Here is a 13,283-nt window from a genome sequence, read left to right as displayed (position 1 = left end):
TCACAGCCCTGCGCGGCAGCCAGCAGTTCAATGCCGACCACGTTGGCCGCGTTCTCGGCCATCGCCAGCAGCCGACGCGCGCCATGTGCGGCCATCGATACATGGTCTTCCTGGTTGGCCGAGGTCGGGATCGAATCAACGCTGGCCGGGTAGGCGCGCTGCTTGTTCTCCGAGACCAGCGCGGCGGCGGTCACCTGCGGAATCATGAAGCCCGAGTTCAAGCCTGGCTTCGGGGTGAGGAAGGCGGGCAGGCCCGACAGTGCCGGGTCGACCAGCATCGCGGTGCGGCGCTCGCTGATCGAGCCGATCTCGCAGATCGCCATCGCCAGCATGTCCGCGGCGAAGGCCACCGGCTCGGCGTGGAAGTTGCCACCGCTCAGTGCCTCGTTGGTGTCGGTGAACACCAGCGGGTTGTCGGACACGCCGTTGGCTTCGATCGCCAGCGTGGTGGCGGCCTGGCGCATCACGTCGAACGCCGCGCCCATCACCTGCGGCTGACAGCGCAGGCAGTACGGGTCCTGCACGCGCACGTCGTTGTCGCGGTGCGATTCGCGGATGGCCGAACCCTGCATCAGCGTGCGCAGCGTTGCGGCGGTGGCGATCTGTCCACGCTGCCCGCGGATCTGGTGGATGCGCGGATCAAAGGGGGTGTCCGAGCCCTTGGCCGCTTCGACCGACAGCGCGCCGGTGACCAGCGCGGCATGGAACACGGTGGTGATCGCAAACAGCCCAGCCAGTGCGTAGGCGGTGGAATACTGGGTGCCGTTGAGCAGCGCCAGACCTTCCTTGGCGCCCAGCACCAGCGGGGTCAGCCCGATGCGCGCCAGCGCTTCGGCGGCGGGAAGGCGCTCACCGTTCAAGAACGCTTCGCCCACGCCGATCATCACGCTGGCCAGGTGCGACAGCGGCGCCAGGTCGCCCGAGGCGCCGACCGAGCCCTGGCAGGGGATCACTGGCACGATGCCGTGCTGCAGGAACGCTTCCAGCAGTGCCAGCGTCTGCGGGCGGATGCCGGAAGCTCCCTGGGCCAGGCTGGTCAGCTTCAACGCCATCATCAGCCGCACCACCGGTGTGGGCATTGGCTCACCGACGCCGGCGGCGTGGGAGAGCACGATATTGCGCTGCAGGGTTTCCAGGTCATCGCGCTCGATGCGCACGCTGGCCAGCTTGCCGAATCCGGTATTGATGCCATAGACCGGGTCGCCCTTGGCCACGATATCGGCCACGGTCTGCGCGCTGCGCAGCACCGCCGCAGCCGAAGACGGGTCCAGGCGCACGCGCGCGCCGTCGAAGATCGCGCGCCAATGCGCCAGCGTCACCGCGCCGGGCTGCAGGGTCAGGGTAGTACTCATGGAATCTCCAGACATCACAAGGGTCAGACGGATACGCCGCGCATCACGCGCGCGTGCAGCGGGTTGAAGCCCATGCGGTACACCAGGTCGGCAGGTGCCTCGATGTCCCACAGGGCCAGATTGCAGTCCAGGCCAACCGCCAACCGGCCGATGCGCTCATGGCGGCCCAGTGCGCGCGCCGCTTCACGGGTGAAGCCGGCGATACACTCGTCCACGGTCATGCGGAACAGCGTGGCGGCCATGTTCATGGCCAGCAGCGGGCTGGTCAGCGGCGAGGTGCCCGGGTTGGAATCGGTGGCCAGCGCCAGCGGCACCCCGGCGGCGCGCAGTGCGGCAATCGGGGGCAGGGTGGTATCGCGGGTGAAATAGAACGCGCCTGGCAGCAGTACCGCCACGGTACCGGCGGCGGCCATCGCGGCGATGCCGTCGGCATCCAGGTGTTCGATATGGTCGGCCGACAGCGCCCCATGACGTGCAGCCAGGGCGGCGCCGTGCTGGTTGCTGAGTTGCTCGGCGTGGATCTTGATTGCCAGTCCATGCTGTTGCGCGGCCGCGAAGACCTGCTCGGCTTGTGCGGTGCTGAAGGCGATGTTTTCGCAGAACACGTCCACCGCTTCAGCCAGGCCCTGCGCGGCCACCGCCGGAATCATGACGTTGCAGACCTCGTCGATGTACTCCTGCGCCTCGCGCCCCGGCGGAATCGCGTGCGCGCCGAGGAAGGTCGGCACGATCTCGACCGCACGCCGCTGGCCGAGCTCCCGGGCCACGCGCAACTGCTTGGTCTCATCGTCCAGGCTCAGGCCGTAGCCGGATTTGATTTCGATCGTGGTGATGCCTTCGGCGAGCATCGCGTCCAGTCGTGGCAGGCTGGCGGCCAGCAAGTCGGATTCGCTGGCCGCGCGGGTGGCGCGCACCGTGGACACGATGCCACCGCCGGCACGGGCAATATCGGCATAGCTCACCCCCTGCAGGCGCTGTTCGAATTCGCCGGCGCGGTTGCCGGCGTAGACCAGGTGGGTGTGGCAGTCGATCAGGCCAGGGCTGATCCAGCGCCCGCCAGCGTCGATGCGCTGGCCCGGTTGCAGGTGTGCCTCTGAACCGGCTGCACCCACATGCACGATGCGCCCATCGGTGGCCGCGATGACACCGTCCTGGATAATCCCCAAGTCCGGGCCATCGACGGTGATCAGGTGGGCGTTGTACCAGAGGGTGTCACAGTGCATGGCAGCAACCACATCGGCTTATATGTCTATACAATATAGGCGCCACTTCCGGGATGTCCAGTGATGCCAGCCACCCCCGTCTCCGCTCTGACGCCGCCGCTCGTTTTCCACGCCGCCCACGCGCTGTTGCCGCAGGGCTGGGCCCGCGATGTGCGCATCGTCTGCGCCAACGGCACGCTGGCCGAGGTCAGCGCCGGGGTGCCGGCGCAACCCGGTGATACCGCGCTGGCCATTGCGTTGCCGGGGCTGGGCAACCTGCACAGCCATGCCTTCCAGCGCGGCATGGCCGGGCTGACCGAAATCGGCGGCAACAGCGGTGACAGCTTCTGGAGCTGGCGCGAGCTGATGTATCGCTTCCTGGCGCACCTGCAGCCCGACGCGGTGCAGGCCATCGCCGAGCAGGCCTACGTGGAGATGCTCGAATCCGGGTTCACCCGGGTCGGCGAGTTCCACTACCTGCATCACGCCGCCGACGGCAGCGCGTATGCCAACCGTGCCGAAATGGCCGAGCGCATTGCTGCGGCCGCGCAGGGCAGTGGCATCGGCCTGACCCTGTTGCCGGTGTTCTATGCGCACGCCGATTTCGGTGGCGCGCCGCCCAATCCGGCCCAGCGCCGCCTCATCCACGACGTGGACGGCTTTGCCGAGCTGCTGCAGGGCTGCGCCCGCGCACTCCAAGGCATGGACGACGCGGTGCTCGGCATCGCTCCGCACAGCCTGCGCGCGGTCACCGGCGATGAGCTGGCGGCGCTGCTGCCGCTGACCACCGGCCCGGTGCACATCCACATCGCCGAGCAGACCCGCGAGGTTGATGCCTGCGTGGCGTGGAGCGGGCTGCGGCCGGTGCGCTGGCTGTATGAACATGCCGCCGTGGATGCGCGCTGGTGCCTGGTGCATGCCACCCATGTGGATGACGATGAAGTGCGCCGTATCCTGGCCAGCCGCGCGGTCGTGGGCCTGTGCCCGATCACCGAGGCCAACCTCGGCGACGGTCTGTTCCCGATGCAGGCCTTCGCGCGGGCCGGCGGCCGGTTCGGGGTTGGCTCGGACTCCAACGTGCTGATCGATGCGGCCGAGGAACTGCGCCTGCTCGAATATGGGCAGCGCCTGCAGCTACGCGGGCGCAACGTGCTGGCCCCGGGCGATGGCCAGTCCAGCGGCCGCTGGTTGTTCGAACAGTCGCTGCACGGCGCCGGCCAGGCGCTGGGCGTGGCCAGCGGGCTGCAGGCGGGCGCGCCGGCCGACGTGGTGGAGCTGGATCCGTCGCATCCGGCGCTGATCGCCCGTGACGGCGATGCCTTGCTTGACAGCTGGGTGTTCGCCGCACGTAATGGTGCGGTGCGTTCGGTGTGGCGCCAAGGTCGCCAGCTGGTCCAGCAGGGCCGTCACCTGCAGCGTGACGCAGTGGCCGCTCGTTTCGCCGATGCATTGCGTACGTTGTTGTCGGCCGGCTGAGTGCCGGTCGCACCCTTCCAGGACTCCCGAGTGACGGGCAAGAAAGCAGAAACCCTCAACCAGCGCATCCGCGCCGAACTGGAAAGCCGCATCCTCAGCGGCCAGTGGCAGCCGGGGTTCCGCATCCCCTACGAGCACGAGCTGATGGAGCAGTACGGCTGCTCGCGGATGACCGTGAACAAGGTGCTGACCGCGCTGGCCGAAAGCGGCATGATCGAGCGCCGTCGCCGTGCCGGTTCCTTCGTGGCCCGGCAGCCGCCGCATCTGGAGCAGGTGGCGCTGGAAATCCCCGATATCGCCATGGCCGTGGCCGCGCGCGGGCATGTCTATGGCTACCAGCTGCTGGAGCGGGCCTATCGCCGGCCGCGTGCGCAGGCTGAAGAAGAGATGGCCCTGTCCGGTGGCGAAAAGCTGCTGGCGATCCGCTGCCTGCACCGCGCCGACGGTCGCCCGTTCGCGCTGGAACACCGTCTGATCAGCCCGGTCTGCGTGCCGGAAGTGCTGGACGTGGATTTCGACACCACCGCGCCGGGCAGCTGGCTGCTGCAGAACGTGTCCTGGACGCGCGCCCAGCACCGCATCAGTGCCTGGGGCGCCGACGAGGCGGCCGCCGCGTTGCTGGAGGTCAAGCCGGGGACCGCCTGCCTGGTCATCGACCGGCTGACCTGGCGCGGCGAGCAGCCGATCACCTGTGTGAGGCAGATGTTCCTCGGCGATGCCTGGGACCTGGTGGCGCGCTTCGCGCCCGGCGGGCGCTAGCGGCTGTCGCTGCCGTTGCGGGGACCGCCATGCGCGCGGTTCCGAGTGGCCGATCTACCCGTGCTGGTTCACAGCGTGGCGCACTGGCGCCAGCGCACCGGCTCGTCCACGCCCACGCGCGGGTTGAGCTGGATGCGCACCGTGCGCAGTGACGGGTAGCGCTTCACTTCGGTGCAGACCCGCGGCCAGATCGTGTCGATCTCGTCGTTGCGGTTCACCGCCAGGGTCTGCCGGGTCAACCAGAACGCGCTGAGCACGCCCGGCTGGGTGGTCAGGGTGCGGGCCAGTTCCTTCTGGTAGCGCGCCAGCGTGGCCGGGTCCGGATCGGCGTCGTCGCCGAGGATGCCCGGGGTGCCGGCGGCAGGTGCAGCGGCGATCGCGGTGGCGGGCGCGGGGTCCGGCGTAGCCGGCGAAAGCGCGGGTTGCGCCGCCACAGATGCGGCAGGCGTGGCCCCAGCGGCACGGGCGGGCGCCTCGGTCTCGGCCACCGTGGCGTGATCCATGCGCGAGGTCAGGTAGCCCATGCCAACCAGCAGCCCCAGCGTCAGCGAGCCCAGTGCGGCAATCGAAATGCGGCGGATCGCCTCACGGCGCGCGGCGGTCTTGACCTGCGATTCCATATCGCCGGGCAGGTAGGGCTGCAGCAGTGGCCACAGCAGGTGCCCGTCCAGCACTTCCACACCCTGCTTCTCGGCGGCACTGCGGCCATCGCGCTCGACCATGCCCTCGGTGATCAGGATGCCGCCGCGGGCGCCAGCCAACCGCGCGGCGGCGCCCAGCTCATTCACCGCCGCCGTGCCGATCCGGTACGCGCGTCCGTGCTTGCACGACAGCAGCCAGCGCTGCTGCTGGGCGTCCTGCATCAGGAAATCGCTGCGCGGTTCGCGGCTGTCGTCCACTTCGCCGGGCACGTCCTGCAGGCCGCGCTGCTCGCGCATGGCACGCCGCACGATCTCGGAAAAGTCACGCCAGTGCATGCCTGCCAGGGCATTGAGGCCCAGCCGGGTCTCCTTGCGGCGTCGCTTCACCAGCCAGAACCAGGCGGCGCAGAGCGTCCAGACGATGAGGGCCAACAGTAACGCGAGAATCCAGGAGAACATGAGGCGCTGAGGTTGAACGCGGGGGTGCGTAGACAGTTTATATGCGCTGGCGGGCGTCTGCGGAACGTCATCAATGCAGGTCCAGCGGCACCGCGTGCGTACCCGGTGACAGGCGTCTCAGTTTGTCAGGCTATCGGGCACAAAAAACCCGCCAATCCATAGCCGTGAGGGGAGGGAACAAACGGCGCAACAGCGATTGGCGGGTCGATTCCGATTGTCAACAAAGCGGTGCTGCTTTGCAACATTCGGTGGAGTCGGGGTGGGGCGGCAGTCAGGCGCCGCCCGGAGACTGGTGGCTGCCCGGAGCCGGGTCGGCATTGGGGGAGTTGTTGCGCGACTCGGCCCGGTTGACCCGCGCGTTCAGCGCATCGATCCGCGCATTGAGCGCGGCCACGTCTTCGGCCGTGGGGATGTGCAGGCGCTTCAGCACGCCCTGGACACGGTCGTCGAAGGCCTTCTCCACCTTGTCCCAGGTACCGGCGGCCTTTTCGCGCGCTTCGCCCAGGTGTTCTTCCACGTTGTCGCGCCAGCGCGGCGCGTCGCCAGCTTCTTCGCGGTTGCGGGCCTCGATGGTCTCGCCTTCCTTCACCAGATTGTCGAAGAAGCGGCTGCCTTCGGCCTGGGCACGGCCAAAGGCGCCGAGCCCGGCCAGCCACACCTGCTGGGCCGAACCGGTCAGCTTGCGCGAGAAGCGTTCGGCCTGTTCCTGCAGCGAGGGCTTGTCGCCGGGGCTGCGCGTATCGCGGTCGTCGAAGTCGTCGTGTGCGGTCATGGGGCGATCCTGTTGATGGACACCCCGGATGCTAATCAGCGCCGGCTTTGCGCGGTGTGATGGCCGGCGCAGCGCGGCGGACGGGGTTCAGCCCAGCTTTTCCTGAAGCACGCGCTGGATCTCGCTCTCCACCATGCCCTTCATCGCCGACAGCAGGAAGCCCAGTTTGGCGGTGACCCGCACGGCGCCCGGATGCAGTTCGATCGCACCGTCCACGCCGGAACCGTTGAAATTCAGCACGTCACCCACCCAGCTGCTCTGCAGCCCGAAGCGCTCGGACAGCTTGGCGGCCACCTCTTCGATCGCCTGGCGCGCGCCATCGGCGGGCAGGGTGTGGGCGTGGCGGATATCGATGTTGGACATGAAGGCTCCTGGCGGGCGGCTGCGGGGAAGGGCGTGCATTGTGCGCATCCTTGCGCGCAACTCCAWGGTCTGCGTCACACTTCTTCTTCGATGACATGCAACCTGCTAGGCTTTCGCCGCGTGCAGAACCTGCTAGTTCACTTCACCCATCGCCAACAGCCCGACCAGCCCCTGCGGCCCGGGGTGCAACGCATCGTGCGCCACGCCTCGGGCAGTGTCCGCCTCAGCAACGACGCGGTCGGCAACCTGTTGCTGGCCCAGTTCTGCCTGGACGACCGCGGCCTGTGGCTGCAGGTGGCCAATGGCATCCGTGGCATCCACGTCAACGGGCGCCCGGTGCGGCGCATGGCGATGCTGCGGGCCGGTGATGCGGTCTACGCCGATGGCGTGGAGATGCTCATCCAGGGCGAATGCGAGGCGGCCAACCAGGCCCCCGTGCGCAGCGACGCCGGCAGCGAAGAGCAGCGCCTGCTACGCGGACTCGGAGGCCAGCACCACGGCCGCAGCTTCACCCTGGACCGCCCGCGCCTGATCGGCCGCAGCGCCGACGCGGACATCGTCGTCGACGATCCGGCCTTCGCCGAGCAGCATGCGCGGCTGGAACTGCACGGCGACCGCGTGCTGCTGCGTGACCTTGGGGCGGGTGAATCAACCCGGGTCAACGGCGTGGCGGTGCGGCATTGCTGGCTGCTGCCGGGCGACCAGCTGGTGTTCGATACCCAGCACCGCTTCGTGCTGGAAGTGCCGCACGACAGCCGCGTGCGCATCGTCAGCGAAGACGAGGATGACCTGCTCGACCTGCCGGCACCGACCGCCGTGCCGGTCAAGCCGCGACGCGTGAGCCGCTGGCCGTGGCTGCTGGCCAGTTCGCTGCTGTTGGCGGCCGTCATCAGCGGCCTGCTGTGGTTCGGGGCACGTTGACGCGTCTGCGGTAGGGCGGCTGTTGGGCGGCTCGGCGCGTGTCCTCGTGGGGTCATGAGGTTGCCGGCCAGCGGCCGGCACTACTCGCGTGGTGATGGGGTCATGGGTTGCCGGCCAGCGGCCGGCACTACTTGTGGTGATGGGTCATGGGTTGCCGGCCAGCGGGCGGCACTACCGGAAGGTGGTCGGATAGATTCGTTTGCAACCAAATTTGCCTTGTGCTGCAAGGCCGCAAGCCTGGTGCGCTGCGGCATACTAGGGGTCTTGCCCCATAGGTGTGACATGACGCGCGCGTTCAACTTCAGTGCCGGCCCTGCAACCCTGCCGGAATCGGTCCTGCGCAAGGCGCAGGAAGAGATGTTGGAATGGAATGGCGCTGGCGCCTCCATTGTCGAAATGAGCCACCGCGGCCCGGAGTTCATGGCTGTCGCCGCCCAGGCCGACGCCGATCTGCGCCGTCTGATCGGCATCCCCGATGACTACGCCGTGCTGTTCCTGGCCGGTGGCGCCACCACCCAGCAGGCCCTGCTCGCGCTCAACTTCGCCCAGCCCGGCCAGACGGTGGACTACGTGCTCACCGGGCACTGGGGCAAGACCGCGATCAAGCAGGTCAAGCCCTACGTCAACGTCCACATCGCCGCCAGCAGCGAAGCCAACGGCTTCCACGACATCCCCGCGCGCGACATCTGGCAGCTCTCGGCCGATGCGGCCTACGTGCACATCACCGCCAACGAGACCATCCACGGTGTCGAATTCCGCGATACCCCGGACGTCGGTCAGGTGCCGCTGTTCGCCGATTTCAGCTCGTCCATTGCCAGCGAACCGCTGGATGTCAGCAAGTACGGGCTGATCTACGCCGGCGCGCAGAAGAACCTCGGCCCGGTCGGCGTGTCGGTGGTGATCGTGCGCCGGGACCTGCTCGAGCGCAGCGGCCAGCCGCGCGCGGACATCTTCGATTACCGCTCGCACGTGGGCCGCGATTCGATGCTCAACACCCCACCCACCTGGAACTGGTACCTGGCTGGGCTGGTGTTCCAGTGGATGCTGGCTGAGGGTGGCGTGGAGGAGTTCGCCCGCCGCAACGCCGCCAAGGCCGCGCTGGTCTACGGCGCCATCGACGGCTCCGGCGGCTTCTACCGCAATGACGTGGTGCCGGCCGCCCGCTCGCGCATGAACATCCCCTTCTTCCTGCCCGATGACACCCTCAACGCGCGCTTCGTCAGCGAGTCCAAGGCCGCCGGCCTGCTCGCGCTGAAGGGCCACGCCGCCGTCGGTGGCATTCGTGCCTCGCTGTACAACGCCATGCCGGTGGAGGGCGCGCAGGCGCTGGCCGCCTTCATGGCCGAGTTCCAGCAACGCCACGGCTGAGTCATTCGTTTCGACCGGGGCGCGTGCCGCCCCACTGCACCTGGAATCCCTGATGGCCAAACAACCCGCCAAGCCCGTCGCCAAGGCCAAGCCCCCCACGCCGGCGTCGACCAAGACCAAGGCCACCGCCAAGGCCACGCCTGACGGCAAGCCCGCGTCCACGCCCGAGGCCGCGTTGCCCGCGCCGGTGCTGTCGGACGTGCGCGCCAAGATCGACCACATCGACCGCAGCATCCAGGCGCTGATCGCCGAGCGCGCCAACTTCGCCCACCAGGTCGGCAAGGCCAAGGGCAAGCTCGCTGCCGCGGTGGACTACTACCGCCCCGAGCGCGAAGCGCAGGTGCTGCGCATGGTGGTGGACCGCAACGAAGGCCCGCTCAGTGATGAAGTGCTGGTCCATGTGTATCGCGAAATCATGTCGGCCTGCCTGGCCCAGCAGGAGCCGTTGAAGATCGGCTACCTCGGTCCGGAAGGCACCTTCAGCCAGCAGGCCGTGCTCAAGCATTTCGGGCGCTCGGCGCTGGGCTTGCCGCTGGCCAGCATCGAAGAAGTGTTCCAGGAAGTAGAAGCGGGCAACGCCGATTTCGGCGTGGTGCCGGTGGAAAACTCGGGGCAGGGCACCATCCAGATCACCCTGGACATGTTCCTCACCTCCAACCTGAAGATCTGCGGCGAAGTGGAACTGCGCGTGCAGCAGTACCTGATGTCGCGCAGTGGCCGGCTGGAGGATGTCGAGCGCGTCTACGGCCACCCGCAGTCGTTCATGCAGACCTCCTCGTGGCTGCGCGCCAACCTGCCCAAGGCCGAGAAGATCCCGGTCTCCAGCAACGCCGAAGGCGCCCGCCGCGCGCGCAATGCCGATGACGCCGCCGCCATCGGTGGCGAGAGTGCCGGGCACGTGTACGGCCTGAAGAAGGTGGTGACCAAGCCGATCCAGAATGACGCGGACAACACCACGCGCTTCCTGGTCGTCGGCCGCAACATCTTCCCCAGCTCCGGCCACGACCGTACCTCGGTGCTGGTGTTCATCCACGACAAGCCCGGCGCGCTGTTCGACGTGCTCAGCCCGTTCGCCCGCCACGGCATCAGCATGAACCGCATCGAGTCGCGGCCCTCGCACAATGCCAAGTGGGAATACGGCTTCTTCATCGACCTGGCCGGCCATGTCGAGGACGACGCCATGCAGGCCGCGCTGGCCGAACTCAAGGCGCACTCGGCGCAGATCAAGATCCTTGGCTCTTATCCGGTTGCCATTCCTTGATCCCCGGGGCGTAGCCGCGATGCGCGCTACGCCCGGCCCGGCGCCCCTGCGGCTGCCGAAGCCACTTCCGCACACCGTTGCATCGCCGCCGTGGCGGCCCGTCCCCTAGGAATTTCGATGACTGCTTCTCCGTACTGGATCGCCCACAAGGGCCAGCCCCTGCAGGGCAGCCTGACCATTCCCGGCGACAAGTCCGTCTCGCACCGCTCGGTGATGTTCGCCGCGTTGGCTGATGGCGTCTCGCATATCGATGGCTTCCTGGAAGGCGAAGACACCCGCGCCACCGCTGCCATCTTTTCGCAGATGGGCGTGCGCATCGACACCCCGTCGCCGTCGCAGCGCGTGGTGCATGGCGTCGGCGTGGATGGGCTGAAGGCACCGTCGGCGCCGCTGGACTGCGGCAACGCCGGCACCGGCATGCGCCTGCTCGCCGGCCTCCTGGCCGCCCAGCCGTTCGACAGCGTGATGGTGGGCGATGAGTCACTGTCGCGCCGGCCGATGCGCCGCGTCACCGGTCCATTGGCGCTGATGGGCGCGAAGATCGATACGGAAGCCGATGGCACGCCGCCGCTGCGCGTGCACGGCGGGCAGGTGCTCAAGGGCATCGAATTCGCCTCGCCGGTGGCCAGTGCCCAGGTCAAATCGTCCGTGCTGCTGGCCGGCCTGTACGCGGATGGCGAGACCTCGGTCAGCGAGCCGCACCCCACCCGCGACTACAGCGAGCGCATGCTGCGCGCCTTCGGCGTGGATATCGAGTTCTCGCCCGGCAAGGCCCGCCTGCGCGGCGGCCAACGCCTGCGCGCCACCGACATCGTGGTGCCGGCCGATTTCTCGTCCGCCGCGTTCTTCCTGGTGGCCGCCAGCATCATTCCCGGCTCGACACTGCGCCTGCGCGCGGTCGGCCTCAACCCGCGCCGCACCGGCCTGCTGGCCGCGTTGCGGCTGATGGGCGCGGATATCAGCGAAGAGAACCACGCCGAGCAGGGCGGTGAAGCCGTGGCCGATCTGGTCGTGCGATATGCCCCGCTGCACGGCGCGGAGATTCCCGAAGCGCTCGTGCCGGACATGATCGACGAGTTCCCCGCGCTGTTCGTCGCTGCCGCCGTTGCGCACGGCAACACCGTGGTGCGCGGTGCCGCCGAACTGCGGGTGAAGGAATCCGATCGCCTCGCGGCCATGGCCACGGGCCTGCGCACGCTGGGCGTGCAGGTGGACGAAACCGACGACGGCGCCACCATCCACGGCGGTGCCGTGCTCGGCAGCGGCACCATTGAAAGCCATGGCGACCACCGCATCGCCATGGCGTTTGCCATTGCCGGCCAGCTCAGCAATGGCGAGGTGCGCGTGAATGACATCGCCAACGTGGCAACCTCGTTCCCGGATTTCGATGGCCTGGCCACAGGGGCAGGATTCGGTCTCCGCCAAGGCTGATCGAAAAAAAACCAGACGGTAGAGCCGAGCCATGCTCGGCTGCTCTTCCGCTCTTCCGCTCTTCCGCTCTTCCGCTCTTCCGCTCCTCCGCTCCGTTTCGTGCGTCGCCTGGCTGCCGAGCATGGCTCGGCACTACCGGTGCTTTGCACCGCATGCGAATTGCCAACGAAAAGGGAGGCCATTGGCCTCCCTTTTCGTTACGCGTCTACGCAACCGCTTAACGCTCGGTGCGGAAATCCACCGGCACGCGCACCACGCTGGCCACGGCACGACCATTGCTCATGGCCGGCTCGAACTGCCACTGACGCACGGTGTTCAACACCGAACGGTCCAGATCGCGATCGCGCGAACCGGTGCGCTGCACGATATTGGCATCGGTGACATGGCCGCGCGGGTCCACGTTCAAGCTCGCCACCACGCTGCCCTGCACGCCATTACGCAGCGCGGAGGCCGGATAGGTCGGCTTGGTGTTGCTGGCCAGCGGGCGTGCCTCGCGGTTGCGCGCCACCGGCGTGGCCTTGCGCTGTGCGGTAGTGGCCGGGGTGGCCTGTCGTGCAGCCGGTGCCGGCGCAGTCGTGGCTACCGGGGTCTGCGTCGCCGGCAGCATGCGCTCGCCGACCGGTGCAGTGCTGGTGTCATCAGGGTTGGCGTAACGCAGCCAGACCAGCGCGGCGGCAAACATCGCCACGATCAACGCCATCCACAACCACGGCGAAGTGCCGCGACGGGCGGGTTCATCGGTCGCATCGCGCTGGTGCTGCGGCGAGGCGTGCATGTCGTGGGCATGGGTAACACTCATGGCGGACTCCTGGTGTCGTTGTGACAGCCGCAGTCTTGCCCGTGAACGGTTGCGGATGTGTCACCGCAACGTCAACGCGGCGACTGCATTCCCGACGAGGTTCAGCTTGATGAGTCGTTGCCAAATCGCCGCGCGTGACAGCCGCGCGAACGAGGATGGTTGCAGCGCATTACTGCGGCTTGAAGTCGAACGGCACTTCAATGCTTCCCGGCACGGCCTGGCCATTGCTGTGCGCCGGGGTGAAGCGCCAGCGACGCACGGCATCGGAGGCGGCACGATCAAGATCGCGTGAACCGCTGCGCTCGATCACCGTGACATTGGACGGATAGCCCGTGGCATCCACCTCCACGCGCACCACCACCGTGCCGGTATCACCGCGACGCAGTGCGGCCGGCGGGTAGCTTGGCGGYGGCGACTGATCGGCGATCGGCTGTGGACGCTCGCCGCCAGCGGCGGGCGCGGCAGGGGCGGCGTCGGCC

13 protein-coding genes are annotated in these 13,283 nt (G+C 68.2%); 6 read left to right on the top strand and 7 right to left on the bottom strand.

Annotated elements, in window-relative coordinates:
• Positions 1 to 1,352: histidine ammonia-lyase (gene hutH, locus AC1DQP_RS08660; protein ID WP_478051422.1), on the bottom strand; the 1,352-nt coding region annotated here is incomplete at its 3' end.
• Between the two features lie 23 nt (positions 1,353 to 1,375).
• Complete coding sequence (gene hutI, locus AC1DQP_RS08655; RefSeq protein WP_457318976.1) at positions 1,376 to 2,575, bottom strand: imidazolonepropionase; 1,200 nt, start codon at positions 2,573 to 2,575, stop codon at positions 1,376 to 1,378.
• 63 nt (positions 2,576 to 2,638) lie between these two features.
• Here hutI and AC1DQP_RS08650 point away from each other — a divergent pair, with 63 nt between their 5' ends.
• Both AC1DQP_RS08650 and hutC read left to right on the top strand, forming a co-directional pair.
• A complete protein-coding gene (locus AC1DQP_RS08650) occupies positions 2,639 to 4,030 on the top strand; it encodes a formimidoylglutamate deiminase (RefSeq protein ID WP_457318975.1) in 1,392 nt (463 codons plus the stop codon).
• 30 nt (positions 4,031 to 4,060) lie between these two features.
• Positions 4,061 to 4,789, top strand: coding sequence for a histidine utilization repressor (gene hutC / locus AC1DQP_RS08645; RefSeq protein WP_256774501.1), 729 nt, complete (start codon positions 4,061 to 4,063; stop codon positions 4,787 to 4,789).
• A 68-nt stretch (positions 4,790 to 4,857) separates the two neighbouring features.
• On the opposite strand, the gene AC1DQP_RS08640 is transcribed toward hutC, so the two are convergent.
• The 3 genes from AC1DQP_RS08640 to AC1DQP_RS08630 all read right to left on the bottom strand — a co-directional run bounded on the left by AC1DQP_RS08640 (position 4,858) and on the right by AC1DQP_RS08630 (position 7,024).
• A complete protein-coding gene (locus tag AC1DQP_RS08640; RefSeq protein ID WP_457318974.1) occupies positions 4,858 to 5,889 on the bottom strand; it encodes a restriction endonuclease in 1,032 nt (343 codons plus the stop codon).
• 271 nt (positions 5,890 to 6,160) lie between these two features.
• On the bottom strand, positions 6,161 to 6,661 hold the full coding sequence (locus AC1DQP_RS08635; RefSeq protein ID WP_256774499.1) for a phasin family protein: 501 nt from the start codon (positions 6,659 to 6,661) through the stop codon (positions 6,161 to 6,163).
• 87 nt (positions 6,662 to 6,748) lie between these two features.
• Positions 6,749 to 7,024: a polyhydroxyalkanoic acid system family protein gene (locus AC1DQP_RS08630; protein WP_457318973.1), complete on the bottom strand. Its 276-nt coding sequence runs from the start codon at positions 7,022 to 7,024 to the stop codon at positions 6,749 to 6,751.
• A 120-nt stretch (positions 7,025 to 7,144) separates the two neighbouring features.
• On the opposite strand from AC1DQP_RS08630, the gene AC1DQP_RS08625 reads away from it, so the two are divergent.
• The 4 genes from AC1DQP_RS08625 to aroA all read left to right on the top strand — a co-directional run bounded on the left by AC1DQP_RS08625 (position 7,145) and on the right by aroA (position 12,005).
• Entirely contained in the window at positions 7,145 to 7,945 is an 801-nt protein-coding gene (locus AC1DQP_RS08625; RefSeq protein WP_256774497.1) for an FHA domain-containing protein, read from the top strand.
• A 282-nt stretch (positions 7,946 to 8,227) separates the two neighbouring features.
• On the top strand, positions 8,228 to 9,313 hold the full coding sequence (gene serC, locus AC1DQP_RS08620; RefSeq protein ID WP_478051421.1) for a 3-phosphoserine/phosphohydroxythreonine transaminase: 1,086 nt from the start codon (positions 8,228 to 8,230) through the stop codon (positions 9,311 to 9,313).
• A 52-nt stretch (positions 9,314 to 9,365) separates the two neighbouring features.
• Complete coding sequence (gene pheA / locus AC1DQP_RS08615; RefSeq protein WP_457320513.1) at positions 9,366 to 10,574, top strand: prephenate dehydratase; 1,209 nt, start codon at positions 9,366 to 9,368, stop codon at positions 10,572 to 10,574.
• Between the two features lie 117 nt (positions 10,575 to 10,691).
• The gene (gene aroA / locus AC1DQP_RS08610; RefSeq protein ID WP_457320515.1) at positions 10,692 to 12,005 is read left to right on the top strand and encodes a 3-phosphoshikimate 1-carboxyvinyltransferase; all 1,314 of its coding nucleotides are present in this window, start codon (positions 10,692 to 10,694) and stop codon (positions 12,003 to 12,005) included.
• A gap of 217 nt (positions 12,006 to 12,222) precedes the next feature.
• Here aroA and AC1DQP_RS08605 read toward each other — a convergent pair whose 3' ends face one another.
• Together AC1DQP_RS08605 and AC1DQP_RS08600 are read right to left on the bottom strand one after the other, a co-directional pair.
• Positions 12,223 to 12,804: an energy transducer TonB gene (locus AC1DQP_RS08605; protein WP_457320517.1), complete on the bottom strand. Its 582-nt coding sequence runs from the start codon at positions 12,802 to 12,804 to the stop codon at positions 12,223 to 12,225.
• Between the two features lie 169 nt (positions 12,805 to 12,973).
• The coding region (locus AC1DQP_RS08600; RefSeq protein WP_457320519.1) for an energy transducer TonB at positions 12,974 to 13,283 on the bottom strand (310 nt) is incomplete at its 5' end.

The organism is Stenotrophomonas sp. P5_A8 (assembly GCF_056400545.1).
The sequence above is the reverse complement of the archived record's forward strand: the minus strand, read 5'-3'. Positions and strand labels throughout refer to the sequence as shown.